Below are 22,857 nucleotides of genomic sequence, written 5' to 3'. Positions count from 1 at the left end.
AAAGTATAGCTTTTCTTTCGCTCCACGGCTGGGCACCATCGGGTCCATGAACCTTTATTCGGCCTTTGCCAACGGCTTTTCCTCGACCGCCATCCTGATCATCGCCATTGGCGCGCAGAACGCCTTCGTGCTGCGCCAGGGCCTGCGGCGTGAGCATGTGTTGCCCGTGGTGGCCGTGTGCGCGCTGTCCGACGCCATCCTGGTGCAGGCCGGCGTGTGGGGGCTGGGTTCGGCCGTGCAGTCCCACCCCGCACTGCTCGTGGCCGCGCGCTGGCTGGGGGCGGCCTTTCTGCTGGCCTATGCGGCGCGCGCCTTGTTGCGCGCCTGCAAGCCTGCCGCGATGCAGGTAGCAACCGACGGTACGGCGCCCGCCGGTTGGCAGCCCGTGGTGCTCACCGCCATGGCCTTCACCTGGCTCAACCCCCACGTGTACCTGGACACGGTGCTGCTGCTGGGGGCGATCGCCAGCCCCTACCCCCCATCGCTGCGCATGGGTTTCGCGGCAGGCGCCAGCCTGGCAAGCCTGGTGTGGTTCGCCGCGCTGGGCTGGGGGGCACGCTGGCTGGCGCCGCTGTTCGCATCGCCGCACGCCTGGCGCGTGCTCGATGCGGTTGTCGCGGCCATGATGGTCGCACTCGCCGTGGGGTTGCTGCTACATTGAAACCCGGCAGCGCCCTGGGGGTGCGGTGCATAAGGTTACAACGAGAAATTCGTTCGTGTGGAAGCAAGCCCGGTCCATAGTGCAGCGCACTAAGACTTTCTGTACAGGCCTACCTTTCATGCGATTCCAATCCCTCTTGCTGGCGGCTGCGCTGGCCGGTGCGCTGCCCCTGGCCAGCCATGCCAACACCTTCCGCTGGTCGCGTTCCACCGACCTGTCCTCCTGGGACATCCATGCCCAGAACGTGGGCGTGAACAACACGCTGCATGCAGCGGTGTATGACACCCTGGTCGAATACAACAGCAAGACCTTCAAGCCCGAGCCCTCGCTGGCCACCGAGTGGAAGCGCGTGAGCCCCACGCAACTGCGCCTGACCCTGCGCAAGGGGGTCAAATTCAGCGACGGCAGCGAGTTCACCGCCGACGACGCCAAGTTCTCGCTCGAACGCGCCAAGGCCAAGACCTCCAACTTCGCGGTCTACACCCAAGGCATCGACCGCGTGGAAAAGGTCGATTCCCACACCATCGACATCTTCTCGGAGGTGCCCAACCCCGTGCTCGTGAACCAGCTCACCGAGCTGCGCATCCTGAGCAAGGCCTGGGCCGAGAAGAACAATGCCACGGCGCCCAAGGACATCAAGACCAAGGACGAACCCTTCTCGCACCGCAACGCGTTGGGCACTGGTCCCTTCACGCTCGAGTCGTGGACGCCCGACCAGCGCCTGGTGCTCAAGGCCAACCCCACCTGGTGGGGCAAGGGCAAGTACACGGGCAACGTGACGCAGATTGTCTACACGCCGATCAAGTCCGACGCCACGCGCACAGCCGCGCTGCTCTCGGGCGAACTCGACTTCGTGCTCGACCCGGGCCTGCAGGACCTGCCGCGCGTGCGCCAGACGCCCAACCTCAAGGTCCTCGACGGGGCCGAGAACCGCACCATCTTCCTCGGCCTGGACCAGTTCCGCGAGGAGCTGCCGGGCTCCGACGTGAAGGGCAAGAACCCGCTCAAGGACGTGCGCGTGCGCAAGGCGCTCTACCAGGCCATCGACATCAGCGCCATCCAGCGCGTGGTGCTGCGCGGCCTGGCCCAACCCACGGGCGCCATCATCGCGCGCCAGGTCAACGGCTGGACGCCCAAGGCCGACGCACGCTGGCCCTATGACCCCTCTGCCGCGCAGAAGCTGCTGGCCGAGGCCGGCTACCCGCAGGGCTTCGAGGTCGACTTTGCCTGCAGCGCGGGCCGCTATATCAATGACGAGCAGCTGTGCCAGGCCATCACGGCCCAGTGGGCCAGGATCGGCGTCAAGGCCAAGCTGCGTTCGCTGCCGTTTGCCACTTACTTCCCGATGATCCAGCGCAACGAGGCCAGCATCTACCTGCTGGGCTGGGGCGTGCCGACCTTCGACGCCTTCTACTCGCTGCAGTCGCTGGTCCGTTCCAGCGGTGCCGGCGGCGACGGCAACTTCAACCTGGGGCGCTTCTCCAACCCGCAACAGGACGCGTTGATCGAGCGCATCAAGAAGGAGACCGACACCGCCACGCGCAACGGCCTGATCGAAAAGGCCCTGATCGCCGACCACGAGTTGATCTCGCACATTCCGCTGTACAACCAGATCATCCCCTGGGCGGCCACTCAGAAAGTGGACATCGTGCACCGTGCGGACAACCGCGTCGATTGGCGCATTCTCAAGGTCAACTGACAGCTTTGCCTTCAACCGGCTAGCGTCGTTGGGCAGCCTTGCCGTGCTACAGCACTGTCTGCGGCTTCCCGCCTGCCTATCCGGTCGAATCCAAAGCCGTGGGCACCGGGCTCACTCGCGAAAAAAGCCCTCGCAGCCCTTCTGGCTGCGAGGGCTTTTTTGTTGATCAGAGAGATCAGGCCAGCGCGCGTTGGACGGCGGGGCGCTCCAGCATGCGCGCGGTGTGCGCAGCCACCTTGGGAAACATCGCAATGTCCACGCCATCCGACTTGAGCCACGAGGCAATGGTGAACAGGTAGGCATCGGCCACCGAATACGCCTCGCCCAGTACCCACGGGCCTTGCAGGTAGTGGTTCTCGATGACGGAGAAGGCCTCGGACATGGTCTGCGGCACCTTGCGCTGCATATCGGCGATGGAGCCGGCCTCATCGGCCCAGCGCCCGGCGCGCCGCCCATGGGCGTGATTCACGTGCACGGTGGAGGCCAGGTAGCTGTTGAACTCCTGCATGCGCGCCAGCGCGAACGGATCGTCCAGAGGGGCGAGCTTCGCGGCCGGGAAACGCTGGGCGATGTAGAGCAGCAGCGCGGTCGTCTCGGAGAGCACACCCTGCTCCGTCACCAGCGTGGGCACGCGGCCCTTGGGGTTGATGGCCAGGTACTCGGGGCTGCGCTGCTGCTGATTGGCAAAGTCCAGTGTCACCAATTCATGGCCGGCGTCGGCCTCCTGCAGGGCAATGTGCGCGGCCAGGGAGCAGGTACCGGGGGCGGAATAGAGTTTGAGCATGGTTGCGTGGTGAAGTAGTAAATCAGTACAAACCGCGGGTGCGGGCCATCAGGCGTGCCAGGCCCAGCAGGGCGGCGGTGTGCGGGGTCGGTGTATCGGTGATCTGGCCCAGCTCATGCACCGCGCCCACCAGGGCGTCGATCTCCACGGGCTTGCCGGCCTCCACGTCCTGCAGCATGGACGTCTTGAAGGCGCCGAGTTTGCGCGTCACGGCGTGGCGGTCCTCGGGCTGCTGGTCGATGGGCAGGCCCAGCTTTTCGCCGATGGCCTTGGCCTCCAGCATCACGGCCGAGACGAAGCCGCGCACCAGCTCGTCGTCCAGGATGCGGTCGGTGGTGGCGCCGGTGAGGGCGCTGATCGGGTTCACCGTGAGGTTGCCCCAGAGCTTGAACCAGATGTCCTTCTGGATGTTCGTGGAGACCTCCACGTCGATGCCGCCGCGCTGCAGCGCGTCGGCCAGGGCCTGCAGCCGCGTACTGGCACTGCCATCGGGCTCGCCCACGATCAGCCGGTTGCCGAAGTGCTGCTTGACGAAGCCCGGTGCCTCCAGCGAGCAACTGGTGTGCACCACGCTGCCCAGTCCCTGGCCTGCGGGGATGGAACGGGCGATGGCACCGCCGGGGTCCACCGATTCCAGCGTGCGGCCTTGCGCCGCGCCGCTGCAGCCACCCAGGAACCACCAGGGCACGCCGTTCATCGCGGTCAGCACGACCGTCTGGGGGCCGATCAGCGGGGCCATGGCGCGCGCCACCTCGGGCAGGCCCGGCGCCTTCACGGCCACCACCACCAGGTCCTGCACGCCCAATGCGGCCGTGCTGTCGCTGGCGCGCACGGAGGCGTGCACCACACTGTCATCGGGGCGGCGCAAGCGCAGGCCGTGTTTCTCAAGGGCCGCCAGCGTGGCGCCGCGCGCCACCATGCTGACCTCGCTGCCCGCTTGCGCCAGGGCCAGGCCGATCCAGCCGCCAATGGCGCCGGCGCCGTAGATACATGCTTTCATCGTTGCATTGCTTTCCATATCGAAGGGTGTTCAGTATCCGTTGGGCATTGCGGCTGGGGCGTCCGCGCGAAAGCGCGCCAGCAACTGCCGGGCCGCACTGGCCAGCAGCATGGTATCGACCCCCACGGCCACGAACAGCGCGCCCGCTGCCAGCCAGTGGCGCGCCTGCGCCTCGTTGGTGGCCAGGATGCCCGGCGCCTTGCCCGCGCGCAGGATGCGCGCAATGCCTTCGGTGATCGCGGCCTGCACATCGGGGTGGCCGGGGTTGCCCGGGTGGCCCATCGACGCCGACAGGTCCGCCGGGCCGATGAAGACCCCGTCCACGCCCGGCACAGTGGCGATGGCGTCGAGGTTATCCAGGGCCTGCACCGTCTCGGCCTGCACCAGCAGGCACACCTGGGCATTGGCCTCGTGCACGTAGTTCGGGTAGGCCTGCCAGCGCGAGGAGCGCGCCAGGGAGCTGCCCATGCCGCGCACGCCCTCGGGCGCATAGCGCGTGGCGCGCACCAGGTCGCGGGCCTGCTCGGCGGTGTCCACCATGGGTACCAGCAGGGTGGTGGCTCCAATGTCGAGGTATTGCTTGATCAGCGCCGTGTCGCCCACGGGCACGCGCGCAATCGCGTGGGGTGGTTGCGCGCCAGCGGGTAGCGCACTGGTTGCGCTGGCCACCGCCTGCAGCAGGTGCAGCTGCGAGCGCAGGTCGTTGGGCGCGTGCTCGCCATCGAGCAGCAGCCAGTCGTAGCCCGTGCCGGCCAGTACCTCGGTGCTGTAGGCATCGGCCAGGGCCAGCCACAGGCCGATTTGCGCGCGGCCTTGGGCCATGGCCTGCTTGAAGGGGTTGATGGGGGTTTGCATGCGTGCGTCTCTTTCTGGCTCTGGTGCAAGGCCGCCATCGTACGGGTTGTGCACACCCTGCGGCGGGCGTGCGCCAATTGCCCCGGCAATGCGCCTTGGCGGGGCTGGCCGGTATAGTCACCAGCCTGCCTTCTGTTTGTCCCCATTTCCCACGCCATGGCCAAAGAAAAAACCGTTTTCACCTGCACCGAATGCGGCGGCACCAGCCCGCGCTGGCTGGGCAAGTGCCCCGCCTGCGGCGCCTGGAACACGCTGATCGAGCAGGTGGCCGAGGCCGGGCCGGGCAAGAACCGCTACAGCGGCGCGCAGTTCGCGGGCCTGAACCAGGCCCAGGCGGTGATGCCGCTGTCGGCCATCGAGGCCAGCGACGTGGAGCGCACGCCCAGCGGCATCGACGAGCTTGACCGGGTGCTGGGCGGCGGCATCGTCGAGGGGGGCGTGGTGCTGATCGGCGGCGACCCAGGCATCGGCAAATCCACCTTGCTGTTGCAGGCGCTCGATGCGCTGCAGCGCGCGGGCCTGCCCACGCTGTACGTGACCGGCGAGGAAAGCGGTGCCCAGGTGGCGCTGCGCTCGCGCCGGCTCGGGCTGGACCACAGCCAGGTCAATGTGCTGGCCGAGATCCAGCTCGAAAAGATCCTGGCCACCATCGAATCCATGCAGCCCGCCGTGGCCGTGATCGATTCCATCCAGACGGTGTACTCCGACCAGCTCACCTCGGCCCCGGGCTCGGTGGCCCAGGTGCGCGAATGCGCGGCCCACCTCACGCGCGCGGCCAAGTCCTCGGGCGTGGCCATCGTGCTCGTCGGCCACGTCACCAAGGAAGGAGCGCTTGCCGGCCCGCGCGTGCTCGAGCACATGGTGGATACGGTGCTCTACTTCGAGGGCGACACGCACAGCCAGTTCCGCCTGGTGCGCGCCATCAAGAACCGCTTCGGCGCGGTCAACGAGATCGGCGTGTTTGCCATGACCGAGAAGGGCCTCAAGGGCGTGAGCAACCCCAGCGCCATCTTTCTGAGCCAGCACAGCGAGCCCGTGCCGGGCAGCTGTGTGATGGTGACGCTGGAGGGCACTCGCCCGCTGCTGGTGGAGATCCAGGCGCTGGTGGACAGCGGCGGCCCCAGCCCCCGGCGCCTGTCGGTGGGCCTGGACAAGGACCGGCTGGCCATGCTGCTGGCCGTGCTGCACCGCCACGCGGGCGTGGCCTGCATGGACCAGGACGTGTTCGTGAACGCGGTGGGCGGCGTGCGCATCAGCGAGCCGGCGGCCGATCTGGCCGTGATGCTGTCCATCACCTCCAGCCTTCGCGGCAAGGCGCTGCCGCGCGGCTTCCTCGCGTTTGGCGAGGTGGGCCTGGCGGGCGAGGTGCGGCCCGCACCGCGCGGGCAGGAGCGGCTCAAGGAAGCCGCCAAGCTCGGCTTCAGCGTGGCCGTGGTACCCAAGGCGAATGCGCCCAAGAAGCCTATCGAGGGGCTCACCATCCACGCGGTGGAGCGCGTGGAAGAGGCGATGAACGTCGTGCGCGAGATGGGCTGAAGGCTTTCAGCCTTTCAGTTTCGCGGAGTCAGAAGGATTCCCAGTCTTCGTCCGAGCCCTTGGCCTTGGGGGCGGGCCTGGCGGCGGCCGGTGCCGGGGCTTTGGCGGCCGCAGGTGCGGGCTTGGGCGCCTGCAGTTTGCGGGTCGCGCTGCCAGGTGAAGTGACTTTGGCAGTGGCCGTCGCGGCTGGGCGCGGCACCGGGGCGCGGGCCGGGGCCGGCCGGGGCGCGGGTGCAGCAGCGGCCGGCTGGTAGCCCACATTGAACACCGACACCACCTCGGCCAGGCGCTGGGCCTGATCGCGCAGCGACGAGGCGGCGGCGGCGGATTCCTCGACCAGCGCGGCGTTCTGCTGCGTCATCTGGTCGAGCTGGGTCACGGCCACGTTCACCTGGGCAATGCCGTCGCGCTGTTCGGACGAGGACGCAGTGATCTCGCCGATCAGGTCCGACACGCGGCGCACGCTGCTGACGATCTCGTCCATGGCCTGGCCGGCCTGGGTGACCTGCTCGGATCCGGTCTCCACCGATTCCACCGACGCCGTGATCAGGCCCTTGATCTCCTTGGCCGCCTCGGCGCTGCGCTGCGCCAGGCCGCGCACCTCGCTGGCCACCACGGCAAAGCCCCGGCCCTGTTCGCCGGCCCGGGCCGCTTCCACGGCGGCATTGAGCGCCAGGATATTGGTCTGGAAAGCGATGCCGTCGATGGTGCCGATGATGTCGGCGATCTTGCGCGAGCTGTGGGTGATGGTCTGCATGCTGGTCACCACCTGGGCCACCACCTCGCCACCCCGACCGGCGGCCTGCGCGGCCGTGCTGGCCAGCTGGTTGGCCTGGCGTGCGGTGTCCGCCGACTGGGTCACGGTGGCGGTCAGCTCCTCCATGCTGGCGGCGGTTTCTTCCAGGTTGGCGGCGGTCTGCTCGGTGCGCGACGAGAGGTCGTGGTTGCCGGTGGCGATCTCCACCGAGGCGTTGGACATCGAATCCACGCCGCTGCGCACTTCCGACACCAGGCCGCGCAGCTTGGCCGCCATTTGCGAGACCGAGCGCAGCAGGTGGCCGAACTCGTCCTGGCGGTCATCCGAGGACTGCACGGTGAGGTTGCCACCGGCAATGGCGTCGGTCAGCTGCACCGCATCGTTCAGCGGCCGGGAGATCGAGCGCACCAGCAGGAAGGAAAGTGCCAGTCCCAGCAGGAACACCACGGCCTGGATGGTCCAGGCCAGCGCGCGGGCACGGGCCATGGCGCCTGCAGCCTCCTGCTTGGCCGTGTCGCGCTGCGACTGCTGCAGCTGCACGAAGGCTTCCAGCGAATCCACGTAGCGGCCGATGGCGCCCAGGTATTTCGACTCCACGAAGGTCTTGAAAGCGGCAGCATCGCCGGCCAGCTTGATCTCGCGGGCCTGCTTGTTCAGCGCCAGCACATTGGTGCGTTCGCTGGCCACGCGCTCCAGCGCAGCTTTGTCGGCGGGGCTGGTGGCCAGTTCCACCACCTTGGACTGGATGCCGGAGATGCCGGTCACGCCTGCCTTCACGCGTGCGTCGAACAGCGTGGTCAGCTCCGCATCGGGCGTGGAATTGCTGGCCAGCACGCGCTCGCCCGTGGTTTCGGTCGCGCCTTTCCATTGCTGGGCCAGGGAGATGCGCTGTTCGAACGCCTCCAGCGACGCCAGCGTCTGCGCCATGACCTGCGAGGCCTGGTATTGCGACCAGAGGGAGACCAGCAGCATGGCACCCAGCAGGCCCACGATAGACCCCCAGAGTTTGGGGGAAAGGCGTATGTTGTCCAGTTTCATGGCTTGTGCTTGCGCAGGCGTCACCCGGCGTATCAGGTTGTATCAACTGGCGAGCGTAAACCGCAGCGCACGGTTGCGCCATACGCCAGGCACCCGTATGCATTTGATGTAGCGTTTGCACAACGAATCTGCAGCCCGGGCCATGCTGGTGCGGCCTGCGAGGGTTTTTGGCGCCCATCGGCGGGCAGTACCCGCAAGACCTGCGGTCTTCACGTACGGCGGCACGCGCTGGCCATATGACAATACCGCCCATGAATTTGCGCAATATGTTTGTTCCGCTCGCTGCCGTGGGTGCCCTGGTGTTCGGTTTTGTGTCCTATGGGTGGCCCGGCGTGGCCGCTGTGGGGGGCGGGCTCCTGATGTGGGCGCTGCTGCACTTCACGCGCCTGATGACTGTGCTGAAAAAAGCGGCAGACAGGCCTATCGGTCACGTGGGCAGCGCCGTCATGCTCAACGCCAAGCTGCGGGCCGGGGTGAACCTGATGCATGTGGTGGCCATGACGCGCTCGCTGGGACAGCTGTTGTCGGACGATGGCGCCCAGCCTGAGCTGTACCGCTGGACGGACGGCAGCCGCTCGTTCGTGACCTGTGAGTTCAAGAACGGCAAGCTCGTGAAGTGGGAGCTCGTGCGCCCGGCGCAGGAGGAAGAGGTGCCGCCCGCAGTTGCCCCAGTGGCCGAGGTGCCGCCAGCCCCGTAAAATCGCTCTTTTGCGACCCACAGCAATTCAAAGGACACCCATGAGCCCCGTAGTTCCCTCAATGGCCGACCGTGACGGCAAGATCTGGATGGACGGCCAGATGGTGGATTGGCGCGACGCCAAGATCCACGTGCTGAGCCACACCCTGCACTACGGCTGCGGCGCGTTCGAAGGCGTGCGCGCCTACAAGACCGCCGACGGCACGGCCATCTTCCGCCTCGAAGAGCACACCGACCGCCTGTTCAACAGTGCCAAGATCCTGCGCATGAAGATCCCCTTCAGCAAGGAAGAAGTGAACGAGGCGCAGAAGGCCGTAGTGCGCGAAAACAACCTGGAGTCGGGCTATCTGCGCCCATTGACCTGGATCGGCTCGCAAAAGCTCGGCGTTTCGCCCAAGGGCAACCAGATCCACCTGATGGTGGCCGCCTGGGCCTGGGGCGCCTACCTGGGCGAAGAGGGCATGCAGCGCGGCATCCGCGTCAAGACCAGCAGCTACACCCGCCACCACGTGAACATCACGATGACCCAGGCCAAGGCGGTGAGCAACTACACCAACTCCATCCTGGCCAACATGGAAGCGCTGGACGACGGCTACGACGAAGCCTTGCTGCTGGACAGCAGCGGTTTCGTGAGCGAAGGCGCGGGCGAGAACATCTTCGTGATCAAGAACGGTGTGATCTACACGCCCGACCTGTCGGCCGGCGCCCTGAACGGCATCACGCGCAACACCGTGTTCCACATCGCCAAGGACCTGGGCCTGGAGATCGTGCAAAAGCGCATCACGCGCGACGAGGTCTACATTGCCGACGAAGCCTTCTTCACCGGCACGGCCGCCGAAGTCACGCCGATCCGCGAGCTCGACCGCATCGAGCTCGGCAGCGGCAGCCGAGGCCCGATCACCGAGAAGATCCAGAGCGCCTTCTTTGACATCGTCAACGGCCGCAATCCCCAATACGCCCACTGGCTGGCAAAGGTCTGAACCATGTCCCAAGCTGCGATCGAACTGCTGGCCAAGGACTTGAACGCCCAGGGCGGGGTCTTCTGCCCGAGCCCCAAGGCGGACATGAAAATCTGGAACAACCACCCCAAGGTCTATCTGGACGTGGCCCGCAGCGGAGAGGCCAAGTGCCCCTACTGCGGCACGGTGTACCGCCTCAAGGCGGGCGAGCACGTGCACGCTGGCCACTGACGGATGTCGGCGGCCGCTGGCGACGAGAAACCGTCGCCCACGCTCACGGTGGCGGTGCTCACGCACAACGAAGCGCACCGTATCGAAGCCTGCCTGCGCAGCGCCGCTTTTGCCCACCAGGTGCTGGTGGTTGACAGCGGCAGCACGGACAACACCGTCGCCCTGGCCCAGGGCCTGGGTGCAGAGGTCCATTCCTACCCCGACTGGCAGGGCTTTGCCGTGCAGCGCAACCGCCTGCTCGCCCATTCGCGGGGTGACTACGTGTTCTTCCTCGATGCCGACGAGGTCATGACGCCGGCCTTCCAGCAGGAGCTGCAGGCCATCGTGCGCTCGGGCGCACGCGGCGTGTGGACCATCCGCTGGCGCATGGTGGCCTTTGGCCAGGAGCTGCGCTATTTTCTGTCGCAGTCGCGCATCGAGCGGCTGTTCGTGCGCTCCATGGTCCGTGAATTCACGGGCGTGGTGCACGAGCAGGCGCAGCTGCACCCCGAACCCGGTGGTGTGGCCGTGCCGCGCCATCTGGTACGCGCCCGCCTGCTGCACTACACCCGCAACTCGGTGCGCACCAGCCTCGAAAAGCTCACCCAGTATGTGATGCTGGGCGCCGCCAAGCGGGCCGAGGCGGGCAAGCGCGGTGGCGTGCTGCGCGGCTTGGCCTCGGGCGGCTCGATGTTCCTGCGTCTGTATGTGTTCCGCCTGGGCTTCCTGTGTGGGGGCGCGGGCTTCCTGTACTGCCTGTTCGTGGCGCTGGAGGGCTTCTTGCGGTATGCGGCCCTGCACTACGACCGCGACAGCCTCACCGGCCGGGTGATACGGTGATGGTCAGGTCCTACCGCTGGTTCGGGCGCTGCGCGAGCATCGGCGCATTCATGGTGCCTGGCCTGGCCCTGTGGCTGCCCTCGGGCTATTCTTATGGCGCGGCGCTGCTGCTGCTGGCGGCGCTGGCCAGCGCGCCAGTGTGGTGGAAGCGCCCCGCCCCCCGCGCCGCCTGGTGGCTGCTGGCCGCCTTTTCGTGCATGGCCGCCCTGTGGCTGCTTGACGTGGGCGCCACCTGGGGCTGGGGCAGCATGGACCGCCCGGTCAAGTACCTGCTGGCGCTGCCGTGCATCTTCTACCTCATGACGTTCGAGCCGCGCGCCTCCTGGCTGTGGATGGGCGTGGCGGTGGGCGCCGTCGGCAGCGGCCTGGTGGCCATCTACCAGATTGGCGTGCAGGCGCTGCCGCGCGCCAGTGGCTTCACCAATGCCATCCAGTACGGCAACCTGAGCATGCTGCTGGCCGTGATGAGCGGCCTGCTGCTGGTGGTGCAGTGGAAGCGCTGGGTGGCCTGGCAGCGGCTGCTGCTCACGGCCGCCATCGTGCTCGGCGCGGTGGGCTCGGTCCTGTCGCAGTCGCGCGGCGGCTGGCTGGCGCTGGTGTTGCTGTTGCCCGTGTGCGCCTGGCTGCTGGTGCGCACCACGGGCCAGCGCCGTGTGTACTGGGGCCTGTGTGCCCTGGCGCTGGCCGCTGCGGCCCTGTCGCAGGTGCCGGCCGTCGAGCAGCGCGTGGACGAAGCGCGCCAGGAGGTGCAGACCTACCAGCAGCGCGGTGATGGCCGCAGCTCCGTGGGCCAGCGCCTGGCCCATTGGCACTTGGCCTGGCAGATGGGCTGGGACCGGCCGTTCACCGGCTGGGGTCGGGCCGGCTACGAGCAGGAGAAGGCGCGCCGCGTCGCCGCTGGCCTGGCGCACCCCGTGGTGCTCGAATTCGGCCACGCGCACAACGAGGCGCTGGACCTGTTCGCCAAGCGCGGCCTCCCTGGCGTGCTGCTGCTGCTGGCGTTCTACGGCATTCCGCTGGTCATGTTCTGGCCCACGGCCCGGCGCATCCGCGACGGTGCGGGCAAGATGGACCGCGAATCGCTCTCGCTGTGCCTGGTGGGCGTGATGCTGCCGCTGTCGTACATCGGCTTCGGCCTGACCCAGGTCTTCTTGGCGCACAACAGCGGCAACATGTTCTACCTCTTCATGTGCCCGCTGGTGCTGGCGGCCCTGCATGAGCGGCGCGCCCGCATCGGCTGCGGCCGCCCCTTCTGACGACAGGTATCCTCCATTCCATGCACATCTTGCTGGTCAACAACTCCTCCATCCCGGTGTACGGCTACGGCGGTACCGAGCGCGTGATCTGGGACCTGGGCAAGACTCTGGTGCAGTTGGGCCACCGCGTGAGCTACCTGGTGCCCGAGGGCTCGAGCTGCGACTTCGCCCAGGTGCTGCCGATCAAGCCTGATCAGCCCTGGGACAGCCAGATCCCGGCCGACGTGGACATCACCCACTTCCAGTTCAACCCGCGCAGCGAACCCTCGCGCCCCTACCTCGTCACCGAGCACGGCAACGCGCGCAAGCCCAAGCCGCTGCCGCTGAACACGGTGTTCCTCTCGCGCAACCATGCCGCGCGCTATGGGTCGACCGAGTTCGTCTACAACGGCCTCGATTGGTCGGCCTATGGCCCGGTGGATTTCGAGCGCCCGCGCTCGCACTACCATTTCCTGGGCAAGGCGGCCTGGGGCGTGAAGAACGTGGCCGGCGCCATCAAGGTGGCCAAGCTGGCCGGTGTGGAGCTCGACGTGCTCGGCGGCAACCGCATCAACTTCAAGCGCGGTTTTCGCTGGACGCTGTCGCGCCGGATCCATTTCTTCGGCATGGTCGGCGGCCAGCAGAAGAACGAGCTGCTCAACGCCTCGCGCGGCCTGATCTTCCCCGTGCGCTGGCACGAGCCCTTTGGCCTGGCGGTGATCGAAAGCCTGTACTTCGGCTGCCCGGTGTTCAGCACGCCCTACGGCGCGCTGCCCGAACTCGTGCCTGCCGAGTGCGGCAGCCTGTCGGCCAGCGCCAGCGAACTGGCCGAGGCCGTGCGTGCCCACAAGGCCGACCCGCGCACCTGCCATGCCCATGTGCAGCAGCACTTCAGCGCCGAGGCCATGGCACGCGGCTACCTGCGCTACTACGAGCGCGTGCTGGCCGGCGAGGTGCTGCACCGCGAGCACCCCGTTATCCAAGGCACGGCCCGCGACCTGCCCTGGACGCGCTGAGCTTCTTGCTTCAGTGCGCAGCGCCCACGCGCGCGCAGGCCTGCTTCCATTCCTCTTCGAGCAGCGCCATCAGCGCAGCGGCGGCCATGGGCCGAACCGCCTCCACGCCCTGGCCAGCCCACAGCGACAGGTAGTCTGCCCGGCCCGCCTCGTTCGAGGCCTTGCGCAGCGCTCCCGTCAGCGCGTTCTGCACGGGGTAGGGCGGCACGGCCATCTCGTTGGTCTGCAGGCGGTCCATCAGCGCGTTGACGATGCCGCGTGCGTGGCGCCCCGTCAGGGCGCGCGTGGTGCGCGTGTCGGTGCCCTTGGCGCTGGCCAGCGCCTGGCGGTAGGCCGCGCCGATGCCCGATTCATCGCAGGAGAGGAAGGCCGTGCCCATCTGCACCGCCTCGGCCCCCAGCGCCTGCGCGGCGGCGATGCCGCGTCCGTCCATGATGCCGCCGGCCGCGACCACTGCCACGCCGCGCGGCTGCAGCGCATCCACGCAGCGCGGCACCAGGGCCATGGTGCCGATCATCGAAGAGGCGAAGTCCCCGAGAAAGGTACCCCGGTGCCCACCCGACTCCATGCCCGAGGCGCAGACCCCGTCGGCCCCCACGTCGGCCCAGGCCACGGCCTCGGCGACCGTGGTCGCGGTGCCGATCACATAGCAGCCTGCAGCGTGCAGGCGTTCCACCTGCGCGGCACTGAGGATGCCGAAGGTGAAGCTCGCCACCGCCGGGCGCGCAGCGATCAGCGCGTCGAACTGCGCCGCGAAGTCCTCGCACCAGCACGCGGGTGCGGCCGGCTGCTGGCCGAACTCGGCGTACAGCGGGGCGAGCCGCGCCACGGCGGCGTCCACCGTGGCCGCGTCGGGCGCGGGCGTGTCCTGCACGAAGAGGTTCATGCAGAACGGCCGGTCGGTGCGCCTGCGCACCTCGGCAGCCGCCTCGGCCATGGCTGCAGGTGAACGCATGCCACAGCCCAGCGAGCCCAGGCCGCCAGCCGCGGAGACGGCAGCCGCCAGGGCCGGGGTGTCGGAGCCGGTCATGGGGCCCTGGATGATGGGCAGGCGCAGTGAAAGGGCGGTGCGAAGGCTGCGGTCGGTCATGGCGGACTCCTTGGGGGAATTGAAAAGCGGTCAGGCTGCGGAAAGCAGCGCCTGCTGCAGGGCATCGAGCGCGCTGGAGCGGTAGCCCTTGCGCCAGGTGAGCAGGGTGTCGATAAGGGTGATGGGCTGGTGGCTCAGCAGCTCGGCATGAGGTGTCATGGCCAGCACCGAGCGCGGCACGATGCCCGCGCAGCTGCCGGCGGCCACGCAGGCCAGAATGGCGTGGTACGAGCCCAGCTCCAGCACCTGCATGGGCTGCGGCCGGGGGGCGAACCAGTCCTGCCCGATGCGGCGGTAGGTGCAACCCGGCTCGAAGACCGCGAGCGTGCCGGGCTGTACATCCTGGGGGCCGGCAACGACAGGGTGGCCGGCGGGCAGTACCAGCAACAGGTCTTCGGTGAACACAGGACGGGTTTCGAGCGCCGGGTCCGGGGCCTGGCCCGGCGGCCACGCCACCAGTACCGCATCGAGGGCGTGTGCGCGCAGCCGCTCCACCAGCTCGCGCGTGGGTGCGGTCGACAGCTCCAGCGCCACGCCCGGCCACTGGCCGTGCAGGCGTGCCAGCGGCACAGGCAGGCGGCTCGCGGCCGTGCTTTCCATCGAGCCCAGGCGCAAGCGTCCACCGGGGGGCCCCGGGCGCACTGCCTGGCGCGCTTCCTCGGCCAGCGCCAGCAGCTGGTCGGTATAGCCCAGCAGCACCTGGCCCTCGGGCGTGAGCGCCATGCGCTTGCCTTCGCGCAGGAACAGGGGGGTGCCCAGGTCCGCCTCCAGCTGGCGCACCCGGGTGGTCACGTTGGACTGCACGCGTCCCAGCCGCTCGGCCGCGCGCGTGACGCTGCCTTCGGCCGCCACGGTGCGAAAGATGTCCAGGGCCGCAAGGTCCAGCAAGGATGACGAAGATTCAACCATCTTGAAATAGTATGAATTACATAAATTCAATCTCTTGGTAAGATGATACGCAGCGGCATCCGCCGTGGCAATCCTCTCCGGTATCCCCGCATGGACCAAGTGTCTTCCCCTTCCTCCGCCCGCGTGCATGACGCCGACACGGCGCCTTTGCGGGTCGCCCTGGCCGGCATGGTCGCCCTCGCGGTCGCCATGGGCATCGGCCGCTTCGCCTTCACCCCTCTGCTGCCGATGATGCTGCACGACGGCGTGGTGGACATCGCCACCGGCAGCTGGCTGGCCACGGCCAACTACGCCGGCTACCTTGCCGGGGCGTTGCTGTACATGGCCCTGCCGTGGCTGGGCCGTCGCCTGGGCGCAGTCCCGGGCAATGCGGCCCTGGCGCGCGGCGGGCTGGTGGCCACGGTGCTGCTGACCGGAGTGCTGGCCTTGCCCTGGCCCGCGTCGTGGCCCCTGCTGCGCTTTCTGGCGGGTATCGCGAGTGCCCTGGTGTTTCTGGGCACGGCCAACTGGTGCATGGGCCAGCTCACCCGGCTGGGGCAGCCCCAGCTCGCCGGCCTGATCTTCTGTGGGCCGGGACTGGGCATCGTGGTCACGGGCCTGCCCACCGGCGCCATGGTCGCTGCGGGCTGGAGTGCGGCAGCCGGCTGGGCCACGTTTGCCGCACTGGCGGCGGTGCTGTGCGCCGGGATCTGGCAGGTATTGCGGGGTGGCGAGGCGCAGGCCCATCCGGCGGGGGCACCCGCCGCTGCCGCCGTGCCTGCGCCGGCGGCGTTGCGGGCACTGCATGCCTTGGCGTATGGCCTGGCGGGCCTGGGCTACATCGTCACCGCCACGTTCCTGCCCGTCATCGCGCGTGCTGCGCTGCCGGCCGGCTCGGCCTGGCCCGACCTGTTCTGGCCGGTGTTCGGCGCCGGCGTGGCACTGGGGGCCTTTGTGTCCACGCGCATCGCGCCGCACCGCGACCGGCGCTGGCTGCTGGCCGGCGCCTACCTGCTGCAGGCGGTGGGCATTGCGCTGGGGCTGCTGTGGCCGGGGCCGGCGGGCTTTGCCCTCGGCAGCCTGCTGCTGGGGCTGCCGTTCACGGCCATCACCTTCTTCGCCTTGCAGGAGGCGCGCCACCAGTGGCCACAGGCGGGAGCGGGCTTCACCGGGCTGCTCACGGCGCTGTATGGCATCGGCCAGATCGCCGGGCCGCCCATGGCGGCCGCGCTGCTGGCGCAGGCAGGCTCGCGGGCGCAGGGCTTTGACTGGGCGCTGGGAGTGGCGAGCGCCGTGCTGGTGCTCGGTGCCGCGCTTTACGTGGTCATGGCGTGGCGCTGGCAGAAGTGACCGGCAACCGCAGCACGAAGCACGCGCCGCCCGCACCATCGGGCCGGTCTTCACAGGCCACCGTGCCGTTGTGGCGCCCCGCGATGGAGCGCACCAGCGACAGGCCCAGGCCCACGCCGCCCGCGCGCTCGCTGGCGCCCGGCAGGCGGTAGAAGGGCTCGAAGATGCGTTCGCGCTGGTTGGGTGGAACGCCCGGGCCATGGTCGCACACGCGCACCTCGGCATGGCCCTGGCGCCGGTGCACGACCACGCTGACCTCGCCTGTGCTGTAACGCCGCGCGTTCTCCAGCAGGTTGCGGATGGCCCGGCGCAGCAGCTTGGAGACGCCGCGCACGTCCACCGCATCGGGGCTGGCGCCCACGTCCAGATCGGCGTCCACGCGCGCACATTCCTCGGCCGCCAGGCCCACCAGGTCGACTGTCTCCACCGTGCCCACGTCGGCCTCGCGCGCGTCCAGGCGGCTAGCCAGCAGGATCTCGTCGACCAACTGGTCGAGCTCGGCGATGTTGCGCAGGATCTCGGCGCGGAACGTCGGCGAGGGCTGCTGCCCGCCCATGAGCTCCATGCCCATGCGGATGCGCGTGAGCGGCGAGCGCAGCTCGTGCGAGGCGTTGGCCAGCAGCGATTTGTGCGACTTGACCAGGGTCTCCACCCGTTCCGCTGCGGCATTGAACTGGCGCGCCAGGTCGGCCACTTCGTCCTGGCCCTGCTCGGGCACGCGCACGGAGAGATCGCCTTCGCCAAAGTGCTTGACGCTGCGCTGCAGCGCCTCCAGCCGCAGGGTCAGGCGCCGGATGATGGGGTACACCCCCGCCGCCACGGCCAGGCCCACGATGCCCAGCAGCCACAGGAAGCCAAAGGGCGGGCGGGTCCAGAAGGCCGCGTCGCCCTGGTTGGGACCGCTACCGGGCCGCCCGCCGATGCGGGGCTGGCGCGGTGCCATCTGCAGCACAAAGGCCTGGCCGGTGTCGGATTCGATGTGGAACTCCACGTTCTCGCCGGGCTCCGACGGCTGCCGTGTCGCAGGCCCCTGAAAGACGACATCGCCCTTGGCATCGCGCAGCACCATTTCGCGCGAGGGCGGTACGAAGGGCTGGTTGTTGCTCGCCTTCTGCTCCTCGGCAATGCGCCAGGCCCAGCCCACGACCAGCGTGAGCACGGCGATGCCGCCGACCACGGCGAGCCAGATGCGCAGGTACAGGCGCCGGGCAAAGGGGTTGGAAAGGCTCACCGGGCTTCAATCCTGCTGCTTGGCGAACACATAGCCCACGCCGCGCACGGTGAGGATGCGGCGCGGGTTCTTGGCATCGACCTCGATGGCCGCGCGGATGCGGCCCATGTGCACGTCGATCGAGCGGTCGAAGGCCTCCAGCTCGCGGCCGCGCACGGCCTCCATGATCTGGTCGCGCGTGAGCACGCGCCCCGCGCGCTCGGCCAGCGCCACCAGCAGGTCGAACTGGTAGGAGGTCAGGTCGGCTGGCTGGCCGGCCACGGTGACCGTGCGCGCATCGCGGTCGATCTCCAGCGTGCCGAAGCGCAGGGCCTGGGCCACCGGCGTGCCGCCATCGGTGCGTCGGCGCAGGATGGCGCGGATGCGCGCCAGCAGCTCGCGCGGCTCGAAGGGCTTGGGCAGGTAGTCGTCGGCGCCCAGCTCCAGGCCGATGATGCGGTCCATCGGGTCGCCCTTGGCCGTGAGCATGAGCACCGGTACCTGCGCAGCCGGGCCCTGCAGCGAGCGGATGCGGCGGCAGACCTCCAGGCCGTCCATGTCGGGCAGCATCAGGTCCAGGATCACCAGGTCGGGCAGGGCGGCGGCGTCCGGCCCCTGCAGTTGCGCCAGGCCGCTCTTGCCATCGGCGCGGTGCGTCACCACCAGGCCGGACTGGCCCAGGTACTCGCCCACCATCTCGGCGAGGCGGGTGTCGTCTTCGATCATCAGCAGTTGGGAGCTCATGGGGTCAGTGTAGTAGCGGCCTGTCCATGGTCGCGCAAAGGCGTCACAAGGTGTTGAAGCGCCTGTAAAGCTCCCGTAAACCTGCTGCCTGTGCCATCGCTTGCATTGCTATGCAATGCATAGCAAAAAATCGCCTATTTGTGGTTAGTGCCCACGATTTCGACCCGAGACGCCAGCCATACCAGCAGCAGCACGGGCACACCCAGTAGCGCGGTGGCCGTGAAGAAGTGCGCGTAGCCGAACCCATCCACGTAGCGGCCCGAGAAGCCTGCGATGAACTTGGGCAAGAGCAGCATCAGCGAGCTGAACAGCGCGTACTGCGTGGCCGAGTAGCTCACGTTGGTCAGGCTCGACAGGTAGGCGATGAAGGCCGCCGAGGCGATGCCGCTGGCCAGGTTGTCGGCCGAGACCACGGCGATCAGCGCCGTCACATCGTGCCCATGCCCCGCCAGCCAGGCAAACAGCAGGTTGCTGCCCGCGCTGAGCACGGCGCCCAGCATCAGGATGCGCATGACACCGAAACGCATGGACAGCACGCCGCCCACGAAGGCGCCCACCAAGGTCATCACCACACCGTAGATCTTGGTCACGGCCGCGACTTCGTCCTTGGTGAAGCCCATGTCCACGTAAAAGGGGTTGGCCATGATGCCCATCACCACATCGCTGATGCGGTACACGGCGATCAGGGCCAGGATCAGCGCCGCATGCCAGCCATAGCGGGTGAGGAAGTCGGCGAACGGGTCCACTACCGCACCCTTGATCCACTCGGCCGCGTTCTTTGCTGGTGGCAGCACGACCTGCGCGGGCTCGCGCGAGAACAGCACCGTGACGATGCCCACCGCCATCGACGCCGCCATGGCCAGGTAGGCCACCTGCCAGGCGCCGTTCTGGTAGGCAGCCGCGCCCTGTGCCACGGCCTGGCCCACGGCGGGTGCCACTTCGGCGCGTGCGGCTATCCACAGCACGCCCGCGCCGGCCCAGATCATGGCCAGGCGGTAGCCCGTCTGGTACGAAGCGGCCAGGGCCGCCTGGTGCCGTGCGTCGGCCGACTCGATGCGAAAGGCGTCGAGCGCAATGTCCTGCGTGGCCGAGCCGAAGGCCACGGCCAGCGCGCACCAGACGATGGGGCCCAGCATCTCGCGCGGGTCCGCCAGGGCCATGCCGACCAGGCCGGCCACCACCACGGCCTGCGACAGCAGCAGCCAGCTGCGCCTGCGGCCCAGCCAGCGGGTGAGCAGGGGCAGGGGCATGCGGTCCACCAGCGGTGCCCAGACCCACTTGAAGCCATAGGCCAGGCCCACCCAGCTCAGGTAGCCGATGGTGCTGCGGTCGATGCCCGCTTCGCGCAGCCGAAAGCTCAGCGTGCCTAGCACCAGCAGCAGCGGCAGGCCGGCCGAGAAGCCAAGGGTGAGCATGCGCAGGCTCGCAGGCTCCAGGTAGACGCGCAACGTCTGCAGCCAGGTGGGCCGGGGGGCGTCGGTCGACGCGGCAGATACGGCCGTAGCGGTCGGGATAGGGGAGGTGTCTGACATGGGTACCTGGGTTTTTGTCTATTATTCCTGCATGTGCATGCTTTGCCCCTCTCCTTCCGCCGCGCCATCATCGATGTGGTCCGCGCGCCGCGCATTTCTACTGGCGGCGGGGGCGGGCGCCATGGCCCCGGCCATCGCCCAGGTGGACGTGGGCACCTCCTCCACCCTGCGCAAGCTGATACCGGCCGAGACGCTGGAGCGGTCCGCCGCGCAGCAGTACCAGCAGATGCTGGAACAGGCCCGCGCCAAGCGCGCGCTCGCGCCCGATGACTTTCCACAGCTGCAGCGCTTGCGCGTGATCGCCCAGCGGCTGATCCCGCACACCAAGCCCTGGAACGAGCGCGCAAGCCAGTGGCGCTGGGAGGTGAACCTGATCGGCAGCAAACAGATCAACGCCTTCTGCATGCCCGGTGGCAAGATCGCCTTCTACACCGGCATCCTCGACCAGCTCAAGCTCACCGACCACGAAGCCGCGATGATCATGGGCCACGAAATGGCCCACGCGCTGCGCGAGCATGCGCGCGAGCGCCTGGCCAAGACCCAGGCCACCAACATTGGCCTGCGCCTGGGCTCGCAGCTGCTGGGCCTTGGTGACCTGGGCAATGCCGCCGCCAGCCTCGGTGGGCAACTGCTCACACTGCAGTTCAGCCGCTCGGACGAAAGCGATGCCGACCTGGTGGGCCTGGAGCTGGCCGCGCGCGCGGGCTACCAGCCCGATGCGTCGGTGAGCCTGTGGAAGAAGATGGGCAGCGCCACGGGGAGCAAGCAGGGAGGCCTGGCCTTTTTGTCCACCCACCCTTCGGGCCCGGCACGCATCCAGCAGCTGGAGCTCAACGTGCCCAAGGTGCAGAAGCTCTACGAAGCTGCGCGCAAGGGTTGACGGCTGATCAGCCTGCCGTGACGCGGTTGCGGCCGTTGTTCTTGCTTTGGTAGAGCGCCTGGTCGGCCCGTGCTATGGCCGCCTGCAGGTCGTCGCCATGGGCCACCTGCGCTACCCCGAAGGACATGCTCAAAGGTACCGGCTGGCCCTGGCAGTCCATCTGGATCTGCTCCATCGCCATTCGGATGCGCTCGGCGACTTCCATGGCGGACGCCTGCGGGCTCGCCGGCATCAACGCCAGGAACTCCTCGCCGCCCCAGCGCGCGATCACGTCGCTCTCGCGCAGGTTGCGCGCGAGCACGCCGGCCACGGTCACCAGCACGCGGTCACCCATGGCATGGCCGTGGCGGTCGTTGACCTGCTTGAAATGGTCGATGTCGCACAGCAGCAGTGCCACCGGTTCGCCGGTGCGCTGGGTGCGGTTCAGCGTGTGCCCGGCCAAGGTGTGGAAATGCGCGCGGTTGTTCAGCCCGGTCAGCGCATCCAGCGTGGCCTGCTTGAGCAGCCGGTTTTCGGCGATGAGGATGGTGCGGCGGTAGAACGCCGCCAGCGCCGCAAACATGCCGAAGACGATGCACACGTGGATGGCGTTGACCACCTGCTGGCCCTTGCCGGTCAGGGGCGCGAGGGCGCCCCAGTGGTCGCAGGCAAGGCGCAGGCCCAGGTAGTAGGTCAGCAGTGCCAGCACGATCGGTACGGCGTAGCGGCCCGAGTTGGCAATGACCACGGCCGGTATGAACAGCAGCAGGTAGTAGTGAAAGCCGCTGTCCCAGCCCACCAGCAGCGAGCCCAGTGCCGAGTGGAAGATCACCTCCAGCCAGATCAGCGAGATGCCCGCCGTGTTGCGCCGCCGCTTGATGAGCGCGTAGGCGCCCAGGTACATGCCGATGCTGGCCAAGTTGACCAGCGCCAGCGGCACCGAGCCCAGCCAGAGGAAGAGCAGGATGTAGCCGCAGTCAATGGCTGCGGCCGTCAGCGCCACCCGCTGCGCCATGGCCCAGTAGGCCTTGCCAGCAACGCTGGAGCCGCGCTGTGGAATGGCGAAGGGGCGGGGAGGATGGGCGGTGGGAACGGTGCTTGCAGGGGATGCCATGGCGGGACGATGCCCGGCACGCGCCTCCGACCGCCGGGATTGTTAACAGAATGTCACATCTTAAAAAGTTGCAATGCAGCGCATCGCCGGATCAGGCGGGGCAAAGCATCCCAGTTCTACGTTACCCGCAAAGGGAGGGACTCAGGTGCCGCCGACGTAGGGATTGCTCTTGCGCTCGCGGCCGAAAGTGCTCTCCGGGCCGTGGCCGGGAATGAACACCGTCTGGTCCCCCATGGGCCACAGGCGCCCGGTGATGCTGTCGATCAGGTCCTGGTGGTTGCCCTGTGGGAAGTCCGTGCGCCCGATGCTGCCCGCAAACAGCACATCGCCCACGAAGGCCCGGTCGATCTGCGGCGCGTGGAACACCACATGGCCCGGCGTGTGCCCAGGGCAGTGGCGCACGTGCAGCGTCTCGTTGCCGATCTGCACGGTGTCGCCATCGGCCAGCCAGCGCGTGGGCGTGAAATGCTGCGCGGGCGGAAACCCGAACATCGCGCTTTGATCCGGCAGCGCATCGATCCAGAACTGGTCCCCGGGGTGCGGCCCCACGATGGGCAGCGACAGGCGCTCGGCCAGTTCGCCCGTGCCGCCCGCATGGTCGATGTGGGCGTGGGTGAGCCAGATCTGGTCGAGCGTGAGGCCCAGGCGCTCCACCTCGGCCAGCAGCACGTCAAGGTCACCGCCGGGGTCGACGATGGTGGCTTGGTTCGTGGCGTCGCACCAGAGGATGGAGGAGTTTTGCTGGAAGGCGGTGACGGGGACGGTGAGGTAGTGGAGCATGGG

General features: G+C 68.3%; 22 protein-coding genes. 11 read left to right on the top strand and 11 right to left on the bottom strand.

Annotated elements, in window-relative coordinates; genetic code table 11:
- Window positions 1–46 precede the first annotated feature (46 nt).
- Window positions 47–661, top strand: coding sequence for a LysE/ArgO family amino acid transporter (locus ASE28_RS11300; protein WP_057266652.1), 615 nt, complete (start codon window positions 47–49; stop codon window positions 659–661).
- 118 nt (window positions 662–779) lie between these two features.
- The gene (locus ASE28_RS11295) at window positions 780–2,360 is read left to right on the top strand and encodes an ABC transporter substrate-binding protein (protein ID WP_057202669.1); all 1,581 of its coding nucleotides are present in this window, start codon (window positions 780–782) and stop codon (window positions 2,358–2,360) included.
- A 175-nt stretch (window positions 2,361–2,535) separates the two neighbouring features.
- Here the strand turns inward: ASE28_RS11295 and ASE28_RS11290 are convergent, their stop codons facing one another.
- Genes ASE28_RS11290 through ASE28_RS11280 form a run of 3 tightly spaced genes read right to left on the bottom strand, consistent with a single transcriptional unit; the run spans window position 2,536 to window position 4,999 of the window.
- Entirely contained in the window at window positions 2,536–3,144 is a 609-nt protein-coding gene (locus tag ASE28_RS11290; protein WP_057266651.1) for a glutathione S-transferase family protein, read from the bottom strand.
- Window positions 3,145–3,166: 22 nt separating this feature from the next.
- Entirely contained in the window at window positions 3,167–4,144 is a 978-nt protein-coding gene (locus ASE28_RS11285; protein ID WP_057266650.1) for a 2-dehydropantoate 2-reductase, read from the bottom strand.
- Window positions 4,145–4,174: 30 nt separating this feature from the next.
- Window positions 4,175–4,999: an aldolase/citrate lyase family protein gene (locus ASE28_RS11280; RefSeq protein ID WP_057266649.1), complete on the bottom strand. Its 825-nt coding sequence runs from the start codon at window positions 4,997–4,999 to the stop codon at window positions 4,175–4,177.
- A 156-nt stretch (window positions 5,000–5,155) separates the two neighbouring features.
- Here ASE28_RS11280 and radA point away from each other — a divergent pair, with 156 nt between their 5' ends.
- Window positions 5,156–6,535, top strand: a complete 1,380-nt coding sequence (radA, locus tag ASE28_RS11275; protein ID WP_057202665.1) for a DNA repair protein RadA — start codon at window positions 5,156–5,158, stop codon at window positions 6,533–6,535.
- Between the two features lie 28 nt (window positions 6,536–6,563).
- On the opposite strand, the gene ASE28_RS11270 is transcribed toward radA, so the two are convergent.
- Window positions 6,564–8,330 (bottom strand): methyl-accepting chemotaxis protein, encoded by a 1,767-nt coding sequence (locus ASE28_RS11270; protein WP_057266648.1) that lies wholly within the window; start codon window positions 8,328–8,330, stop codon window positions 6,564–6,566.
- Between the two features lie 251 nt (window positions 8,331–8,581).
- Between ASE28_RS11270 and ASE28_RS11265 the strand changes: the two genes are divergently transcribed.
- Genes ASE28_RS11265 through ASE28_RS11240 form a run of 6 tightly spaced genes read left to right on the top strand, consistent with a single transcriptional unit; the run spans window position 8,582 to window position 13,287 of the window.
- Window positions 8,582–9,028 carry a hypothetical protein gene (locus ASE28_RS11265; RefSeq protein WP_057202663.1) on the top strand — a complete coding sequence of 149 codons (447 nt, stop codon included), beginning with the start codon at window positions 8,582–8,584 and terminating at the stop codon, window positions 9,026–9,028.
- 40 nt (window positions 9,029–9,068) lie between these two features.
- Window positions 9,069–10,007 carry a branched-chain amino acid transaminase gene (locus ASE28_RS11260; RefSeq protein WP_057202662.1) on the top strand — a complete coding sequence of 313 codons (939 nt, stop codon included), beginning with the start codon at window positions 9,069–9,071 and terminating at the stop codon, window positions 10,005–10,007.
- A gap of 3 nt (window positions 10,008–10,010) precedes the next feature.
- Window positions 10,011–10,217: a zinc-finger domain-containing protein gene (locus tag ASE28_RS11255; protein WP_057202661.1), complete on the top strand. Its 207-nt coding sequence runs from the start codon at window positions 10,011–10,013 to the stop codon at window positions 10,215–10,217.
- Between the two features lie 3 nt (window positions 10,218–10,220).
- Window positions 10,221–11,036, top strand: a complete 816-nt coding sequence (locus tag ASE28_RS11250; protein ID WP_057266647.1) for a glycosyltransferase family 2 protein — start codon at window positions 10,221–10,223, stop codon at window positions 11,034–11,036.
- On the top strand, window positions 11,036–12,292 hold the full coding sequence (locus ASE28_RS11245) for an O-antigen ligase (RefSeq protein WP_057202659.1): 1,257 nt from the start codon (window positions 11,036–11,038) through the stop codon (window positions 12,290–12,292). Before ASE28_RS11250 ends, ASE28_RS11245 begins: the two co-directional genes overlap by 1 nt.
- Before the next feature lie 20 nt (window positions 12,293–12,312).
- Window positions 12,313–13,287, top strand: a complete 975-nt coding sequence (locus ASE28_RS11240) for a glycosyltransferase (RefSeq protein ID WP_057266646.1) — start codon at window positions 12,313–12,315, stop codon at window positions 13,285–13,287.
- Window positions 13,288–13,297: 10 nt separating this feature from the next.
- Here the strand turns inward: ASE28_RS11240 and ASE28_RS11235 are convergent, their stop codons facing one another.
- The gene (locus ASE28_RS11235; protein ID WP_057266645.1) at window positions 13,298–14,377 is read right to left on the bottom strand and encodes a nitronate monooxygenase family protein; all 1,080 of its coding nucleotides are present in this window, start codon (window positions 14,375–14,377) and stop codon (window positions 13,298–13,300) included.
- A 30-nt stretch (window positions 14,378–14,407) separates the two neighbouring features.
- On the bottom strand, window positions 14,408–15,286 hold the full coding sequence (locus ASE28_RS11230; protein WP_200963931.1) for a LysR substrate-binding domain-containing protein: 879 nt from the start codon (window positions 15,284–15,286) through the stop codon (window positions 14,408–14,410).
- A gap of 90 nt (window positions 15,287–15,376) precedes the next feature.
- On the opposite strand from ASE28_RS11230, the gene ASE28_RS11225 reads away from it, so the two are divergent.
- Window positions 15,377–16,615: a YbfB/YjiJ family MFS transporter gene (locus ASE28_RS11225; RefSeq protein ID WP_200963930.1), complete on the top strand. Its 1,239-nt coding sequence runs from the start codon at window positions 15,377–15,379 to the stop codon at window positions 16,613–16,615.
- Here ASE28_RS11225 and ASE28_RS11220 read toward each other — a convergent pair.
- The 3 genes from ASE28_RS11220 to ASE28_RS11210 form a co-directional block, all read right to left on the bottom strand.
- The gene (locus ASE28_RS11220; RefSeq protein ID WP_057266643.1) at window positions 16,590–17,846 is read right to left on the bottom strand and encodes an ATP-binding protein; all 1,257 of its coding nucleotides are present in this window, start codon (window positions 17,844–17,846) and stop codon (window positions 16,590–16,592) included. The two genes, ASE28_RS11225 and ASE28_RS11220, sit on opposite strands and share 26 nt — an antisense overlap.
- 6 nt (window positions 17,847–17,852) lie before the next feature.
- A complete protein-coding gene (locus ASE28_RS11215; protein ID WP_057202655.1) occupies window positions 17,853–18,569 on the bottom strand; it encodes a response regulator transcription factor in 717 nt (238 codons plus the stop codon).
- Window positions 18,570–18,703: 134 nt separating this feature from the next.
- Complete coding sequence (locus tag ASE28_RS11210) at window positions 18,704–20,101, bottom strand: MFS transporter (protein WP_057266642.1); 1,398 nt, start codon at window positions 20,099–20,101, stop codon at window positions 18,704–18,706.
- 73 nt (window positions 20,102–20,174) lie between these two features.
- Between ASE28_RS11210 and ASE28_RS11205 the strand changes: the two genes are divergently transcribed.
- Window positions 20,175–20,981 (top strand): M48 family metallopeptidase, encoded by an 807-nt coding sequence (locus tag ASE28_RS11205; protein WP_235516096.1) that lies wholly within the window; start codon window positions 20,175–20,177, stop codon window positions 20,979–20,981.
- Window positions 20,982–20,988: 7 nt separating this feature from the next.
- Here the strand turns inward: ASE28_RS11205 and ASE28_RS11200 are convergent, their stop codons facing one another.
- Complete coding sequence (locus ASE28_RS11200; protein WP_082608024.1) at window positions 20,989–22,074, bottom strand: GGDEF domain-containing protein; 1,086 nt, start codon at window positions 22,072–22,074, stop codon at window positions 20,989–20,991.
- A 141-nt stretch (window positions 22,075–22,215) separates the two neighbouring features.
- Window positions 22,216–22,854, bottom strand: coding sequence for an MBL fold metallo-hydrolase (locus ASE28_RS11195; protein ID WP_057266641.1), 639 nt, complete (start codon window positions 22,852–22,854; stop codon window positions 22,216–22,218).
- Between the last annotated feature and the right edge of the window lie 3 nt (window positions 22,855–22,857).

Source organism: Acidovorax sp. Root219, from assembly GCF_001428665.1.
GTDB lineage: Bacteria > Pseudomonadota > Gammaproteobacteria > Burkholderiales > Burkholderiaceae_C > Acidovorax.
This window is presented reverse-complemented; position numbering and strand designations above follow the sequence as displayed.